Here is a 21630-nt window from a genome sequence, read left to right as displayed (position 1 = left end):
CAGGCGGAAACCGCTTGGCCTGTTGTTTGGCTGGAAAGCACCTCTACTAACGTTCAGTCTGTGGACAGTAAATCCATACAATGTTTGTCCATCATTTCCAGAGCACGACCTCCGCCACGAGCAACGCAGGTCAGCGGGTCTTCCGCCACCAGCACGGGCAGGCCGGTCTCTTCACTGATAAGTTTGTCCAGGTCACGCAACAGGGCACCGCCACCAGTCAACACCAGACCTCGCTCGGCAATGTCAGAAGCCAGTTCCGGAGGAGACTGTTCCAGCGCACTTTTAACCGCCTGAACAATCGCACTCAGGGACTCCTGCAGGGCATCCAGAATTTCACTGCTGTTCAGGGTAAAGCTGCGGGGAATACCTTCAGCAAGATTACGACCACGGACGTCGATTTCCATCAGCTCATCGCTGGCATAGGCAATCGCAATCTCCTGCTTGATGCGCTCAGCGGTTGAATCACCAATAAGACTACCATAGTTGCGACGAACATAGGTTACGATCGCATCATCAAAACGGTCTCCACCCACTCTTACAGACTCGGAATAGACAACACCGCTCAGAGAGATAATAGCAATCTCAGTGGTACCACCACCAATATCGACCACCATGGAACCACTGGCTTCCTCTACCGGCAAACCTGCACCAATAGCAGCTGCCATGGGCTCTTCAATCAGATAAACTTCACGGGCACCAGCACCCAGAACGGATTCACGAATGGCTCTGCGTTCCACTTTGGTGGACTTGCAGGGAACACAGACCAGTACTCGAGGACTGGGCTGGATAAAACTGTTCTCATGCACTTTATTAATAAAATGCTGAAGCATGCGCTCGCAGACATCAAAGTCTGCAATCACACCATCTTTCATGGGGCGGATGGCAGTAATATTGCCTGGGGTTCTTCCCAACATGCGCTTGGCATCAGCGCCTACCGCGACTACGCTTTTCTGTGGTCCCAAGTTTCGAATGGCCACAACCGATGGCTCATTCAGGACTATTCCCTTTTCGCGGACATAGACCAGTGTGTTAGCCGTTCCCAAGTCGATCGACAAATCGCTGGAAAACAGACCCCGTAACCTTTTCAGCATTTTCTGTATTACCTTGATTCAAGGCTTTCTTTAAATGCCGCAAACTCTATCAATGCACAGTACTCAGAGCAAGCGACAATTCCGCAATCTACATGGTCCAATAAGAGCTACTCAGGGTCAAAAAGGAGGATTGCCACTTAAGCTATTCAAGACAGACCATAGATTAACCTAATGCAGATAGCTTGCGTTCTCAATGGCCACCATTCATAATTTTGAAATAAAATGAAAAATTCTGGACCTGCGCTTGGCCTTTTCCGAACTATTTGAGTTAAACTGCTGGCCGATTAAAAACACGTACTTCGTACACAAAAACTCGAATTTATTACGTTCGTACTGACTTTTTTTAAAACTTTTGATAATCCTTACCCGATCCTAACGAACCTTTACCCTGCCTATTCATGCTGAGCAGATAAACACACGTATAGTATCCCCGTTATGAAAAGAATCTGAACGGGAGGCCGTTATGGATTTTAAAGGTTTATTTAATCAAGTTGTTAACTCAGGTTCTTCCCTGATCAATGAAGGTAAACACAAACTGGATGAACTGAAAACCCCTTCATCAGGCAGCGAAGGCGGCTCAATTTTTTCCGGCTTCGGAAAAGGCGCTTTGACTGGCGGTGCTTTGTCTCTCCTTCTTGACGCCAAAAAAGGCTGCACGATGGCAGGTAAGGCAGCCGAAGCGGGTGGTGCAGCAGCCTTGGGAGCATTGGCACTGAAAACCTACAAGGGCTGGGCCAATCAGCCTGAAGATAACCCACAAGACTCCAGCGATATGGAATTGCAGCAGGAAAATGAAGAAAGGCAGAACCAGGTTATTCTGATGGCGATGATTGCCGCCGCCAAAGCCGACGGCCACGTGGATGACGCCGAAAGAGAAAGAATCCATAAAGCCTTCGAGTCAATGGGAACCAGTCAAGAACTGAATCAATTTGTACAGCAGGAATTGAAAAAACCTCTTGATCCGGCAGAAGTAGCTAATGAAGTGTTCGGTCCTGAAGAAGCCTCCGAGGTCTATCTTGCCTCCCTTCTCGTTGTGGATGAACAAAATGCTATGGAAAAAAACTATCTTGAGGAGCTGGGTAGACAGCTGAAGCTCGAGCCTGAGCTGGTTGAAAAACTCGAAGCCCAAGCCCACGTGCAAGCGGCGTAATACTCTGAAGGAACCACAAAGCCCGTATGTCTTTGTGGTTCCGACTCAAACCTGCTTCTGACGATCTGGTACTGACTTCTCAACACTTCTTCCCGGACTGACTCGACACCCGTGAGTTCTGTCTACAAGAATTAATCTCGACTGCATCTTGAGATTCACCTTCATAGCCCATACATTTAGCCTTTATTCTTCACGACCAGCTCTCTCTTTGCCTCAAAAAGCAGGCGAAAGCTGGGTATGACCGCTTTTTAAAGCCCGAATTCGGAGATAGCCATGGCCATTGATGCCTCTGAAATTCAGAAGCTTGCCCATTTGGCGCGCTTGTCCATAGATGACAATCAGGTAGAGACCACTGCCAATACCATCAGCCGCATTCTCGAACTGGTTGATCAGATGCAGAAAGTTAATACCAATCATGTTGAACCCATGGCTCACCCATTGGATGCCATACAGCGCCTGCGTGAAGACGTTGTGTCTGAAGAGAATAATCGCGAGCAGCTGCAGAGCTGTGCACCGGCCATTGAAGACGGACTCTTCCTGGTTCCCAAGGTGATTGAGTGAGCTGGCTCGATACCAGAAACCTCAACCCTTTACCCTGTTTTAAAGCGATTACCCAAAATCATGTACGATAAATCACTCTCAGAACAAAGTCGCGCCCTGGCCGACGGCGAATTGTCCAGTGTTGAGCTGACCCGGCTCTATCTTGAGCGAATCAAACAGCTCGATGGCAATTACAACAGCTATATAACAGTGACCGAAGAACTGGCACTGGAACAGGCCCGGGCTGCCGACGAACGTCGTGCAACAGGCAATGCCTCTGCATTGACAGGAATTCCTCTGGCCCATAAGGATCTATTTTGCACAGAAGGTGTAAAAACCACCTGCGGTTCCAAAATTCTGGACAACTTTGTAGCACCTTATGAATCAACGGTTACCCGAAAATTCAAGGAAGCCGGTTCCGTCATGCTGGGTAAAACCAACATGGACGAGTTCGCCATGGGTTCCTCTAACGAAAACAGTCACTACGGCGCTGTGAAAAACCCTTGGGATACCCGGGCCATTCCCGGCGGTTCCTCCGGTGGTTCCGCAGCCTGCGTTGCAGCACGACTGGCAGCCGGTGCCACCGGCACTGATACTGGCGGTTCTATTCGTCAGCCAGCTTCTCATTGCGGTATCACAGGCCTTAAACCCACCTACGGTCGTGTATCCCGTTACGGCATGATTGCTTATGCATCCAGTCTGGATCAGGCAGGCCCAATGACACAAACCGCCGAAGATGCTGCCCTGATGCTGAACGTAATGGCTGGCTATGATCACCGTGACTCTACCTGTCTGGATCGTGAAGTGCCCGATTACACAGCCAGTCTGAATGATTCTCTGGAAGGTCTGACAATTGGCTTGCCAAAAGAATATTTTTCAACGGGCCTCGACTCTGAAGTTGAACAATGTGTACGTGATGCTGTTGCCGAATACGAAAAGCTGGGGGCCAGGGTCAGAGAAGTCAGCCTGCCTAATCTGGAGCTGTCCATTCCTTCTTATTACGTAATTGCACCGGCTGAAGCTTCTTCCAACCTGTCACGCTTTGACGGTGCCCGCTTTGGTCACCGCTGTGATAATCCTGTTGACCTGATGGATATGTACAAGCGCAGCCGTAGCGAAGGTTTTGGTGAAGAAGTCAAACGTCGTATTTTGGTGGGCACTTACGCACTGTCTGCAGGATACTACGATGCCTACTACAAAAAAGCCCAGAAGATTCGTCGTCTGATCCGTGATGACTTTATGAATGCTTTTGAACAGTGTGACATTATCATGGGACCTAACGCTCCGACCTCTGCCTTCGACATTGGCGAGAAGAGCGACGACCCTGTTGCCATGTATCTGTCCGATATTTATACCCTGTCTGTTAATCTGGCGGGCCTGCCCGGCATGTCGATTCCAGCCGGAATGGCCAATGGCCGTCCTGCAGGTTTACAGATGATTGGCCGTCACTTTGATGAGTCCCGACTGCTGAACGTTGCTCACCGCTTCCAGCAGGCCACCGAGTTTCATAAACAGTTCCCGGTTAATAGTTAACAGCGGACTGTAGATTGTGCTTCAGGCTTACCTCCTGAGACACAATTTGCAACGGATTACATTTCGAGGATTTGAAAAGTGTCTCAAACAACTCCAAGTCAACTGGCCAGTGATCACCGGCCACTGTCGGCGGGTCAATGGGAAACCGTTATCGGGCTGGAAATTCACGTTCAGCTGGCCACCAAAACCAAGATTTTCTCCGGAGCTTCTACTGCTTTCGGCGCCGAGCCCAACACTCAGGCCTGTGCTGTCGATCTGGGCCTGCCGGGTGTCCTGCCGGTGGTGAACGAAGAAGCCATCAACATGGCCATCAAGTTTGGTCTGGGCATTGATGCCGAGATCAACCAGGTTAACGTTTTCGAACGTAAGAACTACTTCTATCCTGATCTGCCAAAGGGCTATCAGACTACTCAGCTGGAGAAACCCATTGTCGGTGCAGGTCACATTGAGATTACTCTGAAAGACGGCTCGACCAAAACCGTTCGCATTCATCACGCTCATCTGGAAGAAGATGCGGGCAAGAGTCTGCACGAAGATTACCACGGCATGTCCGGTATCGACCTGAACCGTGCTGGCACACCTCTGATTGAGATAGTGACGGAGCCCGACATGCGTAATGCAGAAGAAGCCGTGGCCTTCGCCAGAAAACTGCACTCTATAGTGACCACGCTGGGCATCTGCGATGGTGACATGTCCCAGGGCTCCATGCGCTTTGACGTAAACGTCTCTGTGCGTGCAAAGGGTCAGAAAGAACTTGGTACCCGCACCGAAACCAAGAACCTGAACTCCTTCAAGTTCATGGAAGCAGCGATCCTGAAAGAAGTGGAACGTCAGATCGATCTGATAGAAGACGGTGGCGAAGTCATTCAGGAAACCCGTCTTTATAACGGCGACACCGGCGAAGCCCGCTCCATGCGCAGCAAGGAAGAGGCCAACGATTACCGTTATTTCCCCTGCCCCGACCTGCTGCCGGTTGTGATCGAAGACAGCCGTCTGGAAAAACTCCGTGCTGAAATGCCAGAAATGCCAGATACCAAAAAAGCCCGCTTTGTCAGTGACCTGGGGTTGAGCGAAGTAGATGCTGAAATTCTGTCGGGCGATCAGGCGACGGCCGCTTTCTTTGAAACCGCTGCGAAAATCAGTGGCGACGCCAAGCTCGCTTCCAACTGGGTTCTGGGTGAAGTATCCAAGTCCCTGAATGCCAAAAGCATTGAAATTTCAGATAGCCCTGTTTCTGCTGAAGCACTGGCAGGCCTGATTACCCGCATCAAGGACAACACCATTTCTGGCAAGATCGCCAAACAGGTTTTTGAAGCCTTGTGGAATAGTGAAGGCAAAGATGCGGATGAAATCATCGAAAAGAAAGGTCTCAAGCAGGTGACCGATACAGGTGCCATTGAATCTATGATTGATGAAGTACTCGCAGCCAACGCCCAACAAGTCGAAAATTATCGCGCTGCGCCTCCTGAAAAGCGTGGCAAGATGATCGGCTTCTTTGTGGGTCAGGCCATGAAGGCTTCAAAAGGAAAGGCTAATCCGGGTATGGTTAACCAGATTCTCAAGAAAAAGCTGGACGCCTGATAGCTAATACCAATCGTGCTTTCTAACTCCCGTGATGAGCATGGAGATTTGAGCCTTAAGACAAGGCGGCGTTAGGAGTCATGGCCTTAGCTATGGCGACGATCGCCAACGGAGGATTAAGGCTCAAACCTTCAGCGCAATAGGGAGCTAGAAAGTTCGATTATAATTGCCAATTCAAAGACAATCAGCCTCCAAGGGAAGAGGAGGAGGAATACGTACCTTAAAGATTTATTCCTTAGTGAAATACAGGATACCCTCAACGGGATAATGATCAGAAAGCACACCTAGTCGGGTATTTGTTTGATTGGCCTGTAAAATTCTCAGGTAACCACTCACTGGACAGACATTTCTCCTGTCACAAAGAATATTATCCAGAGTACCCTGATGAGGACCTTTTCCTTTGGCCATTCCATTGCTATGGATGTCAAAGGAATAGGGCAAAGAGGTATTAGTAAAATCAGCTGCCTGGCGGCTGAACAGGGTTTCCAGCATGATTTGAAAATATTCACCCCCTTTAGATTCTCCGTCTTTTCTACCCGCATCAGAATTAAAGTCCCCCATGTAAATGACCGCTTCATGGCTGGGTATATTCAATTTATTCTTGATCTCCCCAAGGTAATCGTAGTGCCTGATTAGACCTTTGTATTCATCTTCGCTATCAGTTTGCACCGTTTGCAAATGGAGACCAAACACATGCAAATTTCCACTATGGGTTGGCACCTTGATATACCAGGCACCAACAGCACACCACCCCTGGTTGCCTGCCGGCATTGGAAAGACAAATTCACGCATCTCTAGAATCGGCGCCTTGCTGTAAATCACTACTCCGCCATTGAATAGCCTGCCATACAACAGCCATTCCCACCCTTCACCCAAAACAGGCGTCATGTAATAACCTGCCTGCCTCATTCCCTCATTGACGACGTCTCTGAGATACTGATCACCCAATTCCTGAAGCGCGACAATGTGATAATCCCTCTTGCTCATATAATGGGCAATTTCCCGCGCCCTCATTTCCGGATCGTTCATGTCCTGGCTACCAAACCACCACATCAAGAACTCGAAAAAGTCATAGGAAGTCATCAGATTCACATTCCAGGTCAATAGTTTGAGAGGCAAACACTGATCAGAGACACTCAAGGGACAGGTCGTTGGAGCGCTGGTGTACACGGGAATGGATTCCATGCTTTGTCGTTTTCCAGAAGCATCTGGCAAAGGCGAACCTGCAACTGCAAAGATACTCACCCCAAAAAGTAAAGCCAGAAGGGCACTAAACTCTTTCATCAAGCTTGCTCACTGACCGGAAAATAAAATTAACAGGATAGAAGCTCTCGGAAAAGCATAGAAGAAAATCAGGGGCTACTAACTGGAGCACATGCTTTCAGGTAGTAGTAAAAAATGAAACCATAACAGAGAGATTAATGGCTGTTTTTGGTACTCTTCATATTATTAGCCTCCCTGAAGAATTCGGTGAAGCCGTCCCGAATATTTTTCAGCTCTTTATTAATAAACGACTGATGCCATCCATCATAACCTTCCGTTTTGATCAGCTCTTCCACATAATCAAAACGTGTCTGAAGATCAACACTGTCACTGATCAGTTTTTTAGCTTGAGCATCACTTGCTTCATAGCTTTCCCAGAACGCATCGCAAGATAAATTGGCTGATTGAAGTCTGCTATGAAGCCACTTCAACTCAATCACATCCACTTTTGTCGCTGCAACTGCCTGTTGCTCAGGCCAGACCCAGCCACACATCCAGCTGCCAACACCTCTGGCAGCTTCGGCCAGTTTGGGAACTGTGTATTTACCAACCACGGCCGCCAACATCAGTGTTCCGCTAATCGAAGCGGTATTTTTGACCACAGGATGACAACTAACTGCATAGAGTGCTGCACGGCCCACACTCCGCCTCAGAAGTGAAGGCGTGAAATATTCAATAAAATGCCCGGGATAGTCCGTTTTTGAAAAAGCCTCTTGGGCAAAATCAACACAGTTAAATCCGAGCGCCCTATAGAAGCAGCTTGCATTTCCTTGATTGCAGGCATCGGCATACTTTGAAATATACATCTCCACCTCCAATGCTTCTTGCTGAGAAATAAAGAAAGTGACTTTGGGAATATCATCTATATCTATACTTTTGTGGGCATAGGTGAAGGTTTCATCTGGCAGCTGCCCCAGCGTTCTCGAAGAAAACGCACCATAAAAATACTTGCCAACTCCAATAGCCGATACCGCTCCCCCCTCAGGTACACTGCCCGCTAACATAAGCGGTTGAGCCACTGTGGAGCTCATGGCAGCGTTGAAATCCAATTCATTATCATGACGCTGATTATGATCGACTCGAGGCCTGAGCACTTCGTCCATAAGGTCTGGTTTTGAGGGTTTTGGCAAGAAGGTGTTGCCGGGTAAAGTCTTGGAGCTGAATGTGGGGTACTTGCCAACCTTATCATGAAGGCTAGTTTCCGGCACAACAAATGAAGTTGGGTAGAGACCACGAGCAAGGTCTACCCCTCTTTTTTTGTTTTCGAGTCTGACAAAGCTGTGGCCATAATCGATGTAAACCGTCAGTTTACAAGGAAGGTTATCTTCCCTTGTCACATTTCTAGTGTTAAACGTTGCCCGATTACCTGCTGTCGCACTAGCCTGAGGAGTATTACCTCCCCCCATCATTCTTTGAGGCTCAGCCTGCGTCTGAGTTTTGCTTTGTCCTGCGTCCATGCCAACTCTCCCTCCTTCACTGAGCGTTCTTTATTTCATTAGCCTTCCTGAAGAATTCAGTAAAACCGCCTCGAATACTTTGAAGCTCTTTATTAATAAACGACTGATGCTCTCCATCATAACCTTCCGTTTTGATCAGCTTTTCCACATAATCAAAACGCGCCTGGAGATCAACACTGTCGCTGATCAGCTTTTTAGCTTGAGCATCACTTGCTTCATAGCTTTCCCAGAACGCCTCACAAGATAAATTGGCTGATTGAAGTCTGCTATGAAGCTGCTTCAACTCACTCACATCCACCTTTGTCGCTGCAACTGCCTGTTGCTCAGGCCAGACCCAGCCGCACATCCAGCTACCAACACTTCTTACCGCTTCCGTCAATTTAGGGACGTATTTACCCACTATTGCCACCAACATCAAGGTTCCACCTATCGATGTGGTCGTTTTGACCACAGGATGGTAGCTGCCCGCGTAAAGTCCCGCTAAACCCACATGCTGGTCCAGAAGGGAAGACGTAAAGTATTGAATAAAATGCCCGGGATAGCCGGTTTTTGAAAAAGCTTCCTGGGCAAAATCAACACAATTAAACCCAAGCCCTTGAAAGATACAACTTTCCTCTCCTTTATCACAGGCATCGGCGTACTCTGAGATATACTTCTCAACTCTTATGGCTTCCTGTTGAGAGATAAAGAAAGTGACTTTAGGGATATCATTAATATCGTTATGGTAATAAGTTTTAAATTCGATAGCTTCATCCAACACAGCCCCCTGTTGTGTTTTGGAAAGAATTTCATATGAATATCTGCCAACTCCAACAGAACACGACACCTTTCCCTGAGATCTTCTGCCCGCCAACTTGGCCCCCCCAGACACTGCTGAGGCCAGTAAGAGTCTGCGAACCCGCCCAAGATCCCCAACAACTTCCCGCACAGGACACTGATTATGAGCAACGAAAGGCTCGGGCACTTCGTCAACAGGGTCTGGGTTCTCGTCTCTCGGTAATGGAGGATCGGCGGGGGGAACCTCAGAATGAGACAGGGAGTCCAGTTCATGATCATCAAGACTACCTTCTGCATCTTGTGGTATCACTTCCCACCGAGTAGCCGAAACAGGATAGAGACCGCGAGCAATGTCTACGCCTCTGGCTTTGTTTTCAAGCCTGACAAAACTGTGGCCATAGTCGAGGTAAACGGTCAGTTTACAAGAAGGGTTATCTGCCCTTGTCACATTGCGAGCATTGAAAGTTGCCGAATCGCGTAACAGGACGCTGGATTGAGAAATACCACCGGTATCCATCGGCCCGGGAGGCAGAGCCCCTGTCTGAAGTTTATTATGCCCGGCGTCCATGCCAACTCTCCTTGCTGTTATGAGCGTTCTTCATGTCAGCAGCCTCCCTGAAGAATTCGGTGAAACCGTCCTGAATATTTTTCAACTCTTTATAAATAAACGATTGATGTCTTCCATTATAGTCTTCTGTTTTGATCAGCTCTTCCAGATCATCGAAACGTGCCTGAAGATCAACACTATCGCTGATCAGCTTTCTGGCTTCAGCATCTCTTTCACTATAATTTTCCCAAAATACCTCGCAGTATAAATTGGCTAATTGAAGGCTGCCATGAAGCCGCTTCAACTCACTCACATCCACCTGTGTCGCTGCGATCGACTGCTGTGCAGGCCACACCCAACCACAGATCCAACTGCCAACACTCCTGACAGCTTCCTTCAGCCTGGGAACTGCGTATTTGCCAACCACGACCGCCAACATCAGTGTTCCAGCTGTCGAAGCAGGATTTTTGACCACAAGATGACAGCCAACTGCGTAGAGTCCTGCCATGCCCACTCTCTGCGACAGAAGTGAAGGGGTGAAATATTCAATAAAATGACCGGAATAGTCCGTTTTTGAGAAAGCCTCCTGAGCAAAATCGACACAGTTGAACCCAATCCCTTGAAAGATACAACTTTCCTCTCCTTTATCACAGGCATCGTCATACTCTGAGATATACTTCTCCACCGCCAATGCTTCCTGCTGAGAAATGAAGAAAGTAACTCTAGGGATACTATCAAAACCCTCATAGGCATAGCTTAAGGTTTCATCTGAAAGCCGCCCCTGCATTTTCGAAAAAAGCGTTCTATGAACACCAATTAACGCCAATGCTCGCCCCAGGTGTGTTCTGCCCGCCAATTTTGCCCCTAAAGACGCTGCGTAGGTCAGATAAAGTTTGGATTTCAATTTATCATTATTACTATCAACCACTGGACACTGATTACGATCAACGCGAGGCTTTTGCACTTCCTCCACAGGAGCTGATCTGGATAGTTTTGATAACAAGGGACTAACGGGAAAAGTCTCAGAATTGAACAGGGTTTCCAGCCTGAGCTTATTACGAAGATTAGTTTTCGATGCAACAAACCGGGCTGGATAGAGACCACGGGTAATGTCTACTCCTCTGTCTTTGTTTTCAAGCCTGACAAAGCTGTGGCCATTGTCGAGGTAAACAGTCAGTTTACAAGAAGGGTTATCCGCCCTTGTCACATTGCGAGTATTGAATGTGGTAGAACGGCCTGATGTCCTCCTTGAATGAAGTTCATTACCTGTGTCCAACGACCTCAGAGGTTGACTGACTGTCAAAGATTGACTGGAACTAGCGTCCATACATAGACTCCTTATCTATAAAAAACTACATCCTAAGTACAATTAAAGGCGAACAGGTTCTGATCATTCATCGTAAAAGTGCCTCAACTCACGATCAGCCATGCTATGGAAGAATTAGTTGTCAAATCCCAGCCTAATCAAGCCCTATTAACTGCTTATCACGGGCTCAGGGTTTTCAAATTAATTGACCAACGACTTTTAAAATGAGATTTAAATCAAATAAAAACTATATTCTTATAACTAAATTTGTAAAAAAATCCTGTTTCAGAGTATTATGCCGACCAGATTTTCTGGAAATATAGTCCAGCTTATCTTTTTGTCAGGGACAATTGCCTGACTCATCCGTCGCACTTATTCGCTAAACGGCCACAATCACAAGCATTTAACGAATGAGTGTTACTCATGGCCAAGCTGTCAAAACTACAAGCATAGACGCTGGCTAAAAACCTACTAAAACTGTTTGGAGCGGAAGTATGTCGTACCAGTCCGAAACTCTCCCAACAGGTGATGCAAATAATAGCAAAAATAATCGCACCGCCTTTGATCGTTTCCTCGCTACTGTAGAGTGGCTTGGCAACCTGTTACCCCATCCAATTACCCTGTTTGCCCTGTTTGCAGTGGGTATTGTTATTATCAGCGGTATCGCCTCATGGGCAGGACTGAGTGTCGTTGACCCCCGCCCGGAAGGGGCAGCGGGCCGTGCAGCAGATGGCACAATCCATGTCGTCAACCTGCTGACAGGTGATGGCCTGCGAATGATTGTGACCAAGCTGGTCACCAATTTCACCGGCTTTGCTCCTCTGGGCACCGTACTGGTTGCTCTCATGGGTGTTGCTATTGCAGAACACTCCGGATTGCTGAGTGCACTGGTTCGCTCTCTGGTTATGAAGGCATCCCGCAACACCGTAACCATGATTGTTGTGTTTGCCGGTATTCTGTCCAATACTGCTTCTGAACTGGGCTACGTGGTTGTTATTCCTCTGGCTGCCATGATCTTCCACTCACTGGGAAGACACCCTCTGGCAGGTCTGGCTGCCGCTTTTGCCGGTGTTTCCGGTGGTTATAGCGCTAACCTGCTGCTGGGTACTGTTGATCCACTGCTGTCCGGCATCACAGAAACGGCCGCCAGAATGATTGATCCGGCTTATGTCGTGGGTCCTGAAGCCAACTGGTACTTCATGTCGGTCAGTGTGTTCCTGATCACCTTCGTAGGTACCTGGGTAACCAACAAGATCATTGAGCCTCGTCTGGGCAAGTACAATGAATCAGAAGCTTCGGTTGATCTTTCTGAAGACAAAATGGAAGAAGTCACCGACCTTGAGAAGCGCGGCCTGAAACGGGCTGGAATGGCATTACTGGTCTTGATGGGTGTTATGGCTCTCACCATTGTTCCTGAGTGGGGCGTTCTCAGGCACCCTGAAACGGGTGCTGTTGCAGGCTCTCCATTCCTTAAGGGCATTGTCGCCATGATCCTGATATTCTTTGCGATTCCCGGCTTTGTCTACGGTAAAACGGTAGGCACCGTCAAGAATGACAGAGACGTGATCGATTGCATGTCCAAGAGCATGAGTACCATGGGCATGTACATTGTCCTGGTGTTCTTTGCTGCCCAGTTCGTCGCTTTCTTTGGCATGACCAATCTAGGCACCATCTTTGCGGTACTGGGTGCTGAATTCCTTCAGAACATAGGCCTGACCGGTCCACTGCTGTTCGCCGTTTTCATCCTGATGTGTGGTTTTGTAAACCTGATGATTGGCTCCGCTTCCGCGCAGTGGGCCGTTACCGCACCAATCTTTGTGCCAATGCTGATGCTGGTAGGCTACGCGCCTGAAGTCATTCAGGCCGCATACCGTATCGGTGACTCAGTCACCAATATCATCACGCCAATGATGAGCTACTTTGGCCTGATCGTTGCCTTTGCTTCACGTTATAAGAAAGACCTCGGTATTGGCACTCTGATCTCCATGATGCTGCCTTACTCGATGTTCTTCGTGATTGGCTGGAGCGTGCTGTTCTTCGTCTGGGTCTTCGTAATGGGTCTGCCGGTTGGACCGGGCTCGGCGACTTTCTACAGTGCTGGCTAACTGCCTGACAGGACATTTAAGATTGGGGTGATGGTTCACCCCTTTTTTATTGCTCACAAATCAGTCAGAGAGACCAGTGAATCTCAAACCTGCTGCCACATCGGAACAGCTAACCTCACAAAAAAACCTGCCAGTAAAACCTGTTCATCTGAAATTGTCAGCAATGCTGTCAACCTTGTTATACCAATTGCTTCCAACAGATCCTAGGATATCTCGCAACAAAGCAGCCATTTTTAAAGGAGTAAGACTATGGCCTTATCCATCAATCTGGAAGATCATTACAACTACACCCTGCTGGAAGTTCGGGGCAAAGTAGACGCTGCCACCTCACAAATGCTGGATCGAGCCATCGAAGCTGCCACCTTTGAGGGCAATCAGCACCTGATTCTGGACTGTTCACAGTTATTCAGCATCAGCAGCGAAGGCCTGAGAGTCTTACTCAACACTCGAAATTCATTGACCCTCATTCACAGCATCACGCTTTGCAATGTCTCAAGATCCATCCATTCACTGCTGGAACTGACGGGTATCTCCAGATTCATCAACATCGCCAAAGATCTGGATGAAGCTGAATCGATGCTGTTCGAATCTAATACCGATCTGGACAGGATCAGTTTTAATTAGGCTTATCCGAAAGGATCATGTGCAATCAGACACCTGTAGACTGAAACTTATCTTCCCTGTCGGCATGAGGCAAGATCGCATTTAGCAAAACGGCAGTAACGGCGCATAGGCTAACGCCTTTCAGAGTGAACTCACCCATCGACAAAGCCAGATTACCAATACCAAACACTAGAACAACTGACACAATCACCAGATTGCGAGGCTTGCTCAGATCCACCTGAGCCTTGATCATGGTACTGAGACCTACAACAGCAATAGAGCCGAATAACAGCATCATGATCCCACCCATCACCGGTGTTGGAATCGTCGCCAGAAAGCCACCGACTTTGCTGATAAACGCCACTGCAATGGCCATGATTGCAGCCCAAGTCATGATTTTGGGATTGAAGGCTTTTGTCAGCATCACCGCACCGGTGACTTCTGAATAGGTGGTATTGGGAGGGCCACCCAACATGGCCGCAGCAGAAGTGGCAAAGCCATCACCCATCAGGGTATTTTTCAGACCGGGCTTTTCGAGGTACTTCTTACCAGTAACCGAACTGATCGCCAGCATATCGCCAATATGTTCAATAGCTGGCGCAATAGCGACTGGTACCATAAACAGGATGGCATTCCAGTTAAACTCCGGGGCTGTGAACGCAGGAACAGCAAACCATGGACGATCAATAACCGGTTGAAAATCCACAACCCCCGTAAATAACGCAGCAATATAACCAGCACCGATTCCACAGATAACCGGAATCAGTTTGAAGATACCGCCGGCCATGGTGGAAACGGCCAGTGTTGTCACCAGAGCGACGCCCGCCAGCAACAATGAGGTATTGGGATCAATCGATGAATTGGCATCACCACTGGCCATGTCAACGGCAACAGACGCCAGCCCGAGACCAATGACCATAATCACCGGACCCACCACCACCGGAGGAAATAATCGATAAAGGATACCGCTTCCCCGCAAGCGAATGATAAAGCTGAGCACTACATAAAACAGTCCTGCTGCCATCATACCGCCTAATGTTGCAGGCAGGCCCCAACTTTGAACACTAAACGTAATAGGCGCAATAAAGGCAAAAGAAGAGGCCAGAAAGATAGGCACCTGTCGTCTGGTACACAACTGGAATATCAGGGTACCAATACCAGCGGTAAAGAAAGCAACATTTGGGTCCAACCCGGTCAACAAGGGCACCAGTACCAGAGCACCGAAGGCGACAAACAGCATCTGCCCCCCCATCAACATCTGTCGCCATACTGGCATTCCATCATCGGCCAGGTTTATATCAGTCATAATCAGCCTTTCCCTTTACTATTTAGTTCCGAAGATTTTATCTCCTGCATCGCCCAGACCCGGCATGATATAACCGTGGTCATTCAAACAATCATCCACCGATGCAGTAAAGATTTTGACATCCGGATGAGTTTCAAGCACTTTCTCTATACCCTCCGGAGCTGCCACCAGCACAAGACAGCGGATTTCCTTGCAGCCGGCCTTCTTGAGCATATCAATAGCGGCAGTCATGGAACCACCGGTAGCCAGCATAGGGTCTAATACCAGAGCCATTCGCTCATCAATATCCTTAACCAGCTTTTCGAAGTAAGGAACCGGCTCGAGGGTTTCTTCATCACGATACAGGCCTACGACACTGACCCGGGCGCCCGGCACCAGATCAAGCACTCCATCCATCATACCCAGACCTGCTCTGAGAATGGGAACAATAGTAATCTTCTTACCTTTAATCTGCTTGACGGTGACGTCTCCGGCCCAGCCATGAATAACATGATCTTCCAGCTCAAAGTCTTTTGTCGCTTCGTAAGTTAGCAGCGAACCCACTTCATTAGCCAGTGTCCGAAACCCTTTCGTACTGATACCCTTGGTGCGTAAAATGCCCAGCTTGTGCTGTACCAGAGGGTGCTTGATTTCTTGTACACTCATGTCAGCTCCCGATGCCTTCCACTTAATACTGACTCTACCCATTTGACGGGCATAAATCTTTTTATTTTTACACAGCCCTTGTAACCCACCCATAAATTTTTCTCACACCAAACCGAAGTAAGCTATGACTTGCTGTTCACATCTAATGTAGGTATCGTTGCCCTCTTTTTTCCACGGTTCAACTTTTGTCTACGCTGCCTCGAACCCGATTCACTGCTTGTCGATCAGGCAGTTTCTGGAGAAAGCCAGTTGTTAGCCAATGACGAGTTATTACAACGAGGTTCCCAACCCATGTCTGTTGATCTCGACCATATCCAGCAAGTCCTCGACGAGGCTGAATGCCTGTACAATGAACAACAGATAGAAGACGCCATTAAGAATATGGGCAGCGCTATTACTGAACAACTGTCTGGTAGTAATCCATTGGTTTACTGTGTAATGAACGGTGGCATGGTCATTACCGGCAAGCTGCTGACTCACCTGCAGTTCCCCCTGGAAGCCTCATACGTGCACGCCACTCGCTACCGAGATCAATTAACAGGTGGGCGTCTGGACTGGAAGGTACGCCCTTCACAGGACATGAAAGGCAGGACTATTCTGATCGTTGATGACATTCTTGACGAGGGCCACACTCTGGACGCCATTGTCGACTTCTGCAAGGAACAGGGTGCGAGGAAGGTTCTGACCGCCGTTCTGGTTGACAAGCTGCACGACCGTAAGGCTCGCCCCGGCCTCAAGGCAGATTTCTCAGGTCTTGAAATTGAGGATCGTTATATCTTTGGGTATGGGCTGGATTACCAGGGCTACTGGCGGAACGCTAACGGCATTTTTGCTTTGAAGGGTCACTGAAAATTGAGTTAGCTGAACCAGTTTACCCGACGGTAGACTGGTTCAGCCCCTTTTAGCTTATTCTTCCCTGCAAACTTTTTCTGATTGCAGCTCGATCCCGTTCAATTTTCCCGGGAAAGGCCTTGCGCAATTCAAGTATTTCGCTCATTTCTTTCTGCTGTCCCCTGAGAATTTCATTTATGCTTTCTTTGAAATCACTCCTCTTAGCGGCCTGTTCCCTGGCCTCAATGGCTTGATCATATTCTTCCTGTAGCGCTTGCTTTTCGCTTTGATAAGAACTTACCATGCTTTCAAGGCTCTTTAACTCTTCCTGAAGCTCCACCCTCTTCTGATTGAATGATGCCTCTATTCGTGCTTTGCTCTGCTGTTTCTGCTGTGGATTCAATTGAGTATTACTATCAACATTATCCAGCCACCGTTGTCTGGAGTTTTCAATTCCCCCAAGCTTGCGTTTCACTCCCGAGATTTTGAATTTCCTTAACTCATTATCCATTCTATGGGAGTCCAGTTCTTTTCTTTTACTCTCTACTGCTTCTTTCAGTGTTTTTAAATCTTTTCGATACTCTTTGGTCTTTTGCTCAATTGCCTTTGACGTCTTCATTTGAATGATCTCTACCTGAGCATCGAGACTTCCAAGGCGGAGCTCAGTTTCCTGACCAGCCTCTGCGTCAACCCTTGGTTTCAGGGATTTATTCAGCTCCCTGATCTCCTTTTTCAGCTCAGCTCTTTTGCCTGGTTCATCTCTATTGCCTTCTATACTTCTCAACTCTTCGAGATCAGAGTTGTAACTTTGAAAATCAGGATCTTTATCAAAGGCAGCTTTGAACTCATTCAACATCTTTGCTCTGTCACCAAAAAATTGCCCCTTGGAAAAGTCGTAGGTTTTTCCATCCGGGGCCGGAAACTTACCTTTTTTGGGAGGATTTTCCGGTGCCGCATAAAGCGCAAGTGACTTGGCGTACTTTTTATCAAAATTTGCCAGCTTATTCTCCAGAATATTGGCTCTTTCTTTCAGCTGGCCCAGTTCCACTATCTTTTCATTTCTGGTGGAAAGCTCTTGTCTCAAACCATTGTTGCGAACCCCATTGATCAGATCCTGGGGAACAGGCTTCCAGTTTTCATTCTTTAAGGAACGTTTCAACTCGCCAAAGATGTGAGCCACCTTTTGCTTTAAGGTTGGTTTGTTGATTTCTTTAACTGGGCTGGCAGAGCCTGATGACTCTCTTTTTACGTGATTGGATTCAATGTGCTTTCGACCCTCTACTACTTCGCTCTCTCGCTCGTACAGCGAAATGTCTGATGGGAGTGATTGAAGTGAGCCGCTATGTGCCGGGGGAGATGGAGGCAGAAAATTGGGATGATTACGCGCTTCGATGCTGCGATTCATACCCTGGGCTTTTATTTTGGCCCCTTCTTCAACACCCTGAGAAACTTGTTGCCCCGTATTTACCGGACTTTGCCCCCCAACTGAACCTACTACTGTTGACATCCTTGTTACCTCTGATTCATTCAGTCTATTCCGTTGTAAATTTAAGTATCATCTAAAGTTGAGGCGCTTATTTAAAAAATCTATACCATTTCGGAATAATTCAGAGGACTTGAATAGAGCTTGAGCCACTATAAATGCCATAATCGCCACTTTTCCGACAATCCCGTTGAAAGTATCAAGATTAAGATTCCTGAAAGTTTAAAATCCATCGTGTACAATGCCGACGAACTGCCAAAAGCTATCAGGAATAACAATGAAGAAAGACAAACAGAAAGTCATTGGTGAAGTGCTGAATGATGAGCGAATCAAAGAGCTGCTTACGCTTCAGGCACCAGCCGGAGAAGACCGCGCCCTACATATTCTGACCCGTGCTTATCGTGCATTGCGAGCAGAGGACTTTGAACGATTCCTGCGCTTTTACGCGGAAACAGGTCTGGAGATCAATCCAGTGACGCCAGAAGGTGGCACGTTTCTATCGCTACTGGAAACACACCATCATGCCGCACCCTATGCTCAAGCTTTAAAGAACTTCGGAGCCAACTAGCGACAGGCCATCTATACTCTGAGCTTTAGTAGTAAACCGGAGAACCCCCATGTTCGCTTCATGGTTGAGAGACCCCCGCATACTGGCTTGCGCCGTGATCCTGTTCTGCACCGCTGTGACAGCTTCAGAAAACACAACCACGGAAGACAGGCTCGCGGCCTACAACAGGCACTACCCGGCCATCTCTTATCCTGACTTGCGCAAGGCAGTCGATGCTGGCGAAGTCTTTCTTCTTGATACTAACAGGGGTGAGACCTATACCATGGGTCATCTGCCAGATGCCTATTCTCTGACAGACAGAGCCACTCTGGAGAGCCAACTACCCATCCTGAAAAACTACCCCATAGTTGTTTATTGTGGTGGTCCGCAATGTACATCCTGGTTTGCCGGAGCCGATTTTGCTGCGGCTCGGGGTTATACCAATATCATGCACTTCAGAGGAGGTCTGAAAGACTGGAAAGATCAAGGGGGCAGTCTAGCAACTAGAAAAACAGAATAACTTCATGTCGGTAAAAAATATCTGAAAGTGTTCGGATATTTTATGACATGCCATTCAGTGACAGTGCCTCTAAATCAAAAAGTTTTACACAACCAGCCTTCTTATTTCTTGCAAGAATCATTATGATGCTCGAGCGAAATGTTTATACGGAAAGTTAATATGAAATCGCTTGCCAAAGCCTTCTTTACGCCACTGGCACTGTCCGCTTCATTGATGGCTTCCATGCCTGCTTCAGCTCATAGCCATGGCCACGAAGGTCATTCTGATGAACTGAACACTGAAATGAAAAAAATGGGCTTCAATTTCAAACGCTCCGGCTCTGCCAAAACCATTGAAGACATGCAGAGCTACGTGACTGAATTCCGTGCGCACGCCAAAAACGCCAGGGAGACCGGCTACACTGATGCGCCTGAGGCATTCCGGAAAGGTATTGATCAACTGCTGACCGGACTGGCCGGGGTTCAGGCTGCCCTCGATAAGCAAGATCTGGATCTGGCCAAACGAAGAATGAAAAAACTCAATGACATCAGAAAGAAATACCATAGAGAGTTCGATGTCTAAAAAGTTTCAGTGGCCACGTACCGTTCAGTTGATTCACTGGACGGTTGCAGTGCTCTTTTTCAGTAACCATTTTCTGGTTGATGGGTATAGCGAGTATCATGAGTATTCTGGCTGGGTCATCCTTGCCCTGGTAGGACTCAGACTGCTTTATGGCATGACTTTTGCCCCGTCGCCTGCTCGCCTTTGGGACATCAAACCCTCATTCTCGGGCATCAAACAGCACCTTCATGAGCTGAAAACCCGACAGCAGGGTGAAAATGGTCACAACCCAATGGGAGCGATTGCTGTCTGGCTGATGTGGATTACTCTGGCTCTGGCTGCGTTTACCGGGTGGCTGCAGGATACCGACTTTGGCTTTGAACACAATGTTTATGAATGGCATTCCTTACTGGTGAATGGTCTTTACTACTTTGTTGGCCTGCACTTACTGGCAGTATTCATCACCTCCTGGCTGACCCGTCGTAACCTGGTTAAGACAATGCTCTGACGACAAAAATTAGTTTAACCGGAAAAGTTCATTTTAAAAGTAAAAAAGCAAGCAGTTCGGTTAAACGCAAATGACTGCGTCTTATGGTATTGCTTTTTGTTAGGGCTTTGGAGAATAATTCGGACCATTACTACACATGTGTCGATAACACGACTGAATGCTAACCATAAGCCTGATAAACACTGCCCACAGAAACAGACCAAATCCTTTCCGATTTTGTCTGATTTTTGTCGTTTATTTGCTGGTTATTCAGTATTCCGTCAGTCACACACACAACCCGCCTAAAGACTTTAGTCCTAACTATCACAATCTGCTCCAACAACTGTCTCTGAATGATCATGCCGATCACTGGCATGGGGATCAGCATCATTCAGCGGGCTGTCAGCTGACTTCACAGGCACCTCCGTCCCCGGGACTGTTTACTGCAGAAAGTTCGTTCTTCGCTCCCTTCAACAGTACAGAAAAAACCCGCTCCTTTTCTTTGGAAACCCCCACCAAAAGGCTGACCCGGGCTCCACCGGCCTTTATCTGATGTCATCAATAAACCAGAAAAACTTTTTATCAGATAAATGCCCCTACGAGTGACATTATGCAAACTTTTACTAAACTGGCTGCCGGTATTGCCTGCGGAGTTCTGTCCCTGACTGTTTCTTCCGCTAATGGAGAGCAGCGTCACGTTGACGCCCATGTTCACGGGCAAGGTGAACTGAACTTTGCCGTCGAAGGTTCAGAAGTTCACCTGGAACTGAAAATGCCTGCCAATGATGTGCTGGGCTTCGAGACCATTTCTACTGACAAACAACGCCACCAGCTCCATGAAGCTCTGGAAAAGCTGGAAGCGGCCAGTCTCTGGAGCATGACCCCTGCCGCGTCCTGCAAACTGGTTAGCGCCAAAGCTACCTCGAGTTCTGTTGAGAGCGATCATGGTCATGAAAAAGCCCATAACGATGATCACGGACATCACGAAAAAGATCATAACGAGCATGATCATCACGATGAGCACGCATCTCATGGCCATGATGATGAGCACGATCATCACGGTGAGCACGCCTCTCATGAACATCATGATAATCATCACAGTGAACACAACCATGAAGAGCATGAGGGCGAAAGCGGGCATATGGATATCTCAGCCACGTACGTCTTTGAATGTGGCAATGCCAATCAGCTGAAAACTATCAGCACCTCAATCTTTGAAACATTCGAGCGGAGCGCATCCTTAAGCGTTCAGGGCTTCACCCAAAAAGGTCAGATGGCTGCCGAAATGACCAAGAGCAAGCCAGAGGTTCGCTTCTAA

The 21630-nt window shown here is 47.9% G+C and carries 20 protein-coding genes; 12 read left to right on the top strand and 8 right to left on the bottom strand.

Going from position 1 to position 21630, the window contains the following annotated elements; translation table 11 throughout:
• Positions 1 to 53: 53 nt before the first annotated feature.
• A complete protein-coding gene (locus P6910_RS07105) occupies positions 54 to 1091 on the bottom strand; it encodes a rod shape-determining protein (protein WP_317145571.1) in 1038 nt (345 codons plus the stop codon).
• A gap of 463 nt (positions 1092 to 1554) precedes the next feature.
• Here P6910_RS07105 and P6910_RS07100 point away from each other — a divergent pair, with 463 nt between their 5' ends.
• From P6910_RS07100 to gatB, 4 genes are all read left to right on the top strand, one after another.
• Positions 1555 to 2241 carry a tellurite resistance TerB family protein gene (locus P6910_RS07100; protein ID WP_317145570.1) on the top strand — a complete coding sequence of 229 codons (687 nt, stop codon included), beginning with the start codon at positions 1555 to 1557 and terminating at the stop codon, positions 2239 to 2241.
• 273 nt (positions 2242 to 2514) lie between these two features.
• Complete coding sequence (gene gatC / locus P6910_RS07095; RefSeq protein ID WP_317145569.1) at positions 2515 to 2802, top strand: Asp-tRNA(Asn)/Glu-tRNA(Gln) amidotransferase subunit GatC; 288 nt, start codon at positions 2515 to 2517, stop codon at positions 2800 to 2802.
• Between the two features lie 60 nt (positions 2803 to 2862).
• Entirely contained in the window at positions 2863 to 4314 is a 1452-nt protein-coding gene (gatA, locus tag P6910_RS07090) for an Asp-tRNA(Asn)/Glu-tRNA(Gln) amidotransferase subunit GatA (RefSeq protein WP_317145568.1), read from the top strand.
• A gap of 78 nt (positions 4315 to 4392) precedes the next feature.
• Positions 4393 to 5895, top strand: a complete 1503-nt coding sequence (gene gatB / locus P6910_RS07085; protein ID WP_317145567.1) for an Asp-tRNA(Asn)/Glu-tRNA(Gln) amidotransferase subunit GatB — start codon at positions 4393 to 4395, stop codon at positions 5893 to 5895.
• Between the two features lie 228 nt (positions 5896 to 6123).
• Here gatB and P6910_RS07080 read toward each other — a convergent pair whose 3' ends face one another.
• The 4 genes from P6910_RS07080 to P6910_RS07065 all read right to left on the bottom strand — a co-directional run bounded on the left by P6910_RS07080 (position 6124) and on the right by P6910_RS07065 (position 11266).
• A complete protein-coding gene (locus P6910_RS07080; RefSeq protein ID WP_317145566.1) occupies positions 6124 to 7179 on the bottom strand; it encodes a sphingomyelin phosphodiesterase in 1056 nt (351 codons plus the stop codon).
• Between the two features lie 134 nt (positions 7180 to 7313).
• On the bottom strand, positions 7314 to 8615 hold the full coding sequence (locus P6910_RS07075; protein WP_317145565.1) for a hypothetical protein: 1302 nt from the start codon (positions 8613 to 8615) through the stop codon (positions 7314 to 7316).
• 16 nt (positions 8616 to 8631) lie between these two features.
• Positions 8632 to 9960: a hypothetical protein gene (locus tag P6910_RS07070; protein WP_317145564.1), complete on the bottom strand. Its 1329-nt coding sequence runs from the start codon at positions 9958 to 9960 to the stop codon at positions 8632 to 8634.
• On the bottom strand, positions 9944 to 11266 hold the full coding sequence (locus tag P6910_RS07065) for a hypothetical protein (protein WP_317145563.1): 1323 nt from the start codon (positions 11264 to 11266) through the stop codon (positions 9944 to 9946). The genes P6910_RS07070 and P6910_RS07065 overlap by 17 nt, the downstream gene beginning before the upstream one ends.
• A gap of 473 nt (positions 11267 to 11739) precedes the next feature.
• Between P6910_RS07065 and P6910_RS07060 the strand changes: the two genes are divergently transcribed.
• Together P6910_RS07060 and P6910_RS07055 are read left to right on the top strand one after the other, a co-directional pair.
• Positions 11740 to 13350, top strand: coding sequence for an AbgT family transporter (locus P6910_RS07060; protein WP_317145562.1), 1611 nt, complete (start codon positions 11740 to 11742; stop codon positions 13348 to 13350).
• A 249-nt stretch (positions 13351 to 13599) separates the two neighbouring features.
• Complete coding sequence (locus P6910_RS07055) at positions 13600 to 13974, top strand: STAS domain-containing protein (protein ID WP_317145561.1); 375 nt, start codon at positions 13600 to 13602, stop codon at positions 13972 to 13974.
• Positions 13975 to 13999: 25 nt separating this feature from the next.
• Here the strand turns inward: P6910_RS07055 and P6910_RS07050 are convergent, their stop codons facing one another.
• Complete coding sequence (locus tag P6910_RS07050) at positions 14000 to 15259, bottom strand: uracil-xanthine permease family protein (protein WP_317145560.1); 1260 nt, start codon at positions 15257 to 15259, stop codon at positions 14000 to 14002.
• A gap of 18 nt (positions 15260 to 15277) precedes the next feature.
• Positions 15278 to 15904 carry a uracil phosphoribosyltransferase gene (gene upp, locus P6910_RS07045; protein ID WP_317145559.1) on the bottom strand — a complete coding sequence of 209 codons (627 nt, stop codon included), beginning with the start codon at positions 15902 to 15904 and terminating at the stop codon, positions 15278 to 15280.
• A 291-nt stretch (positions 15905 to 16195) separates the two neighbouring features.
• Between upp and P6910_RS07040 the strand changes: the two genes are divergently transcribed.
• Positions 16196 to 16753, top strand: coding sequence for a hypoxanthine-guanine phosphoribosyltransferase (locus tag P6910_RS07040; RefSeq protein ID WP_317146518.1), 558 nt, complete (start codon positions 16196 to 16198; stop codon positions 16751 to 16753).
• A gap of 52 nt (positions 16754 to 16805) precedes the next feature.
• On the opposite strand, the gene P6910_RS07035 is transcribed toward P6910_RS07040, so the two are convergent.
• The gene (locus tag P6910_RS07035; RefSeq protein ID WP_317145558.1) at positions 16806 to 18242 is read right to left on the bottom strand and encodes a hypothetical protein; all 1437 of its coding nucleotides are present in this window, start codon (positions 18240 to 18242) and stop codon (positions 16806 to 16808) included.
• A gap of 253 nt (positions 18243 to 18495) precedes the next feature.
• Between P6910_RS07035 and P6910_RS07030 the strand changes: the two genes are divergently transcribed.
• From P6910_RS07030 to P6910_RS07010, 5 genes are all read left to right on the top strand, one after another.
• A complete protein-coding gene (locus P6910_RS07030) occupies positions 18496 to 18786 on the top strand; it encodes a PA4642 family protein (RefSeq protein ID WP_317145557.1) in 291 nt (96 codons plus the stop codon).
• A 49-nt stretch (positions 18787 to 18835) separates the two neighbouring features.
• Positions 18836 to 19285 carry a rhodanese-like domain-containing protein gene (locus tag P6910_RS07025; protein WP_317145556.1) on the top strand — a complete coding sequence of 150 codons (450 nt, stop codon included), beginning with the start codon at positions 18836 to 18838 and terminating at the stop codon, positions 19283 to 19285.
• A gap of 159 nt (positions 19286 to 19444) precedes the next feature.
• The gene (locus P6910_RS07020; protein WP_317145555.1) at positions 19445 to 19846 is read left to right on the top strand and encodes a cytochrome b562; all 402 of its coding nucleotides are present in this window, start codon (positions 19445 to 19447) and stop codon (positions 19844 to 19846) included.
• On the top strand, positions 19839 to 20333 hold the full coding sequence (locus tag P6910_RS07015; RefSeq protein ID WP_317145554.1) for a cytochrome b/b6 domain-containing protein: 495 nt from the start codon (positions 19839 to 19841) through the stop codon (positions 20331 to 20333). Before P6910_RS07020 ends, P6910_RS07015 begins: the two co-directional genes overlap by 8 nt.
• Positions 20334 to 20922: 589 nt before the next feature.
• Positions 20923 to 21630, top strand: a complete 708-nt coding sequence (locus tag P6910_RS07010; RefSeq protein ID WP_317145553.1) for a ZrgA family zinc uptake protein — start codon at positions 20923 to 20925, stop codon at positions 21628 to 21630.

This window comes from Endozoicomonas sp. 8E, from assembly GCF_032883915.1.
GTDB lineage: Bacteria > Pseudomonadota > Gammaproteobacteria > Pseudomonadales > Endozoicomonadaceae > Endozoicomonas_A.
The sequence above is the reverse complement of the archived record's forward strand: the minus strand, read 5'-3'. Positions and strand labels throughout refer to the sequence as shown.

Coding starts and splice junctions, on each gene's coding strand:
- P6910_RS07105 (WP_317145571.1), bottom strand. CDS start 1,091: ATGCTGAAAAGGTTACGGGGTCTGTTTTCCAGCGATTTGTCGATCGAC.
- P6910_RS07100 (WP_317145570.1), top strand. CDS start 1,555: ATGGATTTTAAAGGTTTATTTAATCAAGTTGTTAACTCAGGTTCTTCC.
- gatC (WP_317145569.1), top strand. CDS start 2,515: ATGGCCATTGATGCCTCTGAAATTCAGAAGCTTGCCCATTTGGCGCGC.
- gatA (WP_317145568.1), top strand. CDS start 2,863: ATGTACGATAAATCACTCTCAGAACAAAGTCGCGCCCTGGCCGACGGC.
- P6910_RS07080 (WP_317145566.1), bottom strand. CDS start 7,179: ATGAAAGAGTTTAGTGCCCTTCTGGCTTTACTTTTTGGGGTGAGTATC.
- P6910_RS07075 (WP_317145565.1), bottom strand. CDS start 8,615: ATGGACGCAGGACAAAGCAAAACTCAGACGCAGGCTGAGCCTCAAAGA.
- P6910_RS07070 (WP_317145564.1), bottom strand. CDS start 9,960: ATGGACGCCGGGCATAATAAACTTCAGACAGGGGCTCTGCCTCCCGGG.
- P6910_RS07065 (WP_317145563.1), bottom strand. CDS start 11,266: ATGGACGCTAGTTCCAGTCAATCTTTGACAGTCAGTCAACCTCTGAGG.
- P6910_RS07060 (WP_317145562.1), top strand. CDS start 11,740: ATGTCGTACCAGTCCGAAACTCTCCCAACAGGTGATGCAAATAATAGC.
- P6910_RS07055 (WP_317145561.1), top strand. CDS start 13,600: ATGGCCTTATCCATCAATCTGGAAGATCATTACAACTACACCCTGCTG.
- P6910_RS07050 (WP_317145560.1), bottom strand. CDS start 15,259: ATGACTGATATAAACCTGGCCGATGATGGAATGCCAGTATGGCGACAG.
- upp (WP_317145559.1), bottom strand. CDS start 15,904: ATGAGTGTACAAGAAATCAAGCACCCTCTGGTACAGCACAAGCTGGGC.
- P6910_RS07040 (WP_317146518.1), top strand. CDS start 16,196: ATGTCTGTTGATCTCGACCATATCCAGCAAGTCCTCGACGAGGCTGAA.
- P6910_RS07035 (WP_317145558.1), bottom strand. CDS start 18,242: ATGTCAACAGTAGTAGGTTCAGTTGGGGGGCAAAGTCCGGTAAATACG.
- P6910_RS07030 (WP_317145557.1), top strand. CDS start 18,496: ATGAAGAAAGACAAACAGAAAGTCATTGGTGAAGTGCTGAATGATGAG.
- P6910_RS07025 (WP_317145556.1), top strand. CDS start 18,836: ATGTTCGCTTCATGGTTGAGAGACCCCCGCATACTGGCTTGCGCCGTG.
- P6910_RS07020 (WP_317145555.1), top strand. CDS start 19,445: ATGAAATCGCTTGCCAAAGCCTTCTTTACGCCACTGGCACTGTCCGCT.
- P6910_RS07015 (WP_317145554.1), top strand. CDS start 19,839: ATGTCTAAAAAGTTTCAGTGGCCACGTACCGTTCAGTTGATTCACTGG.
- P6910_RS07010 (WP_317145553.1), top strand. CDS start 20,923: ATGCAAACTTTTACTAAACTGGCTGCCGGTATTGCCTGCGGAGTTCTG.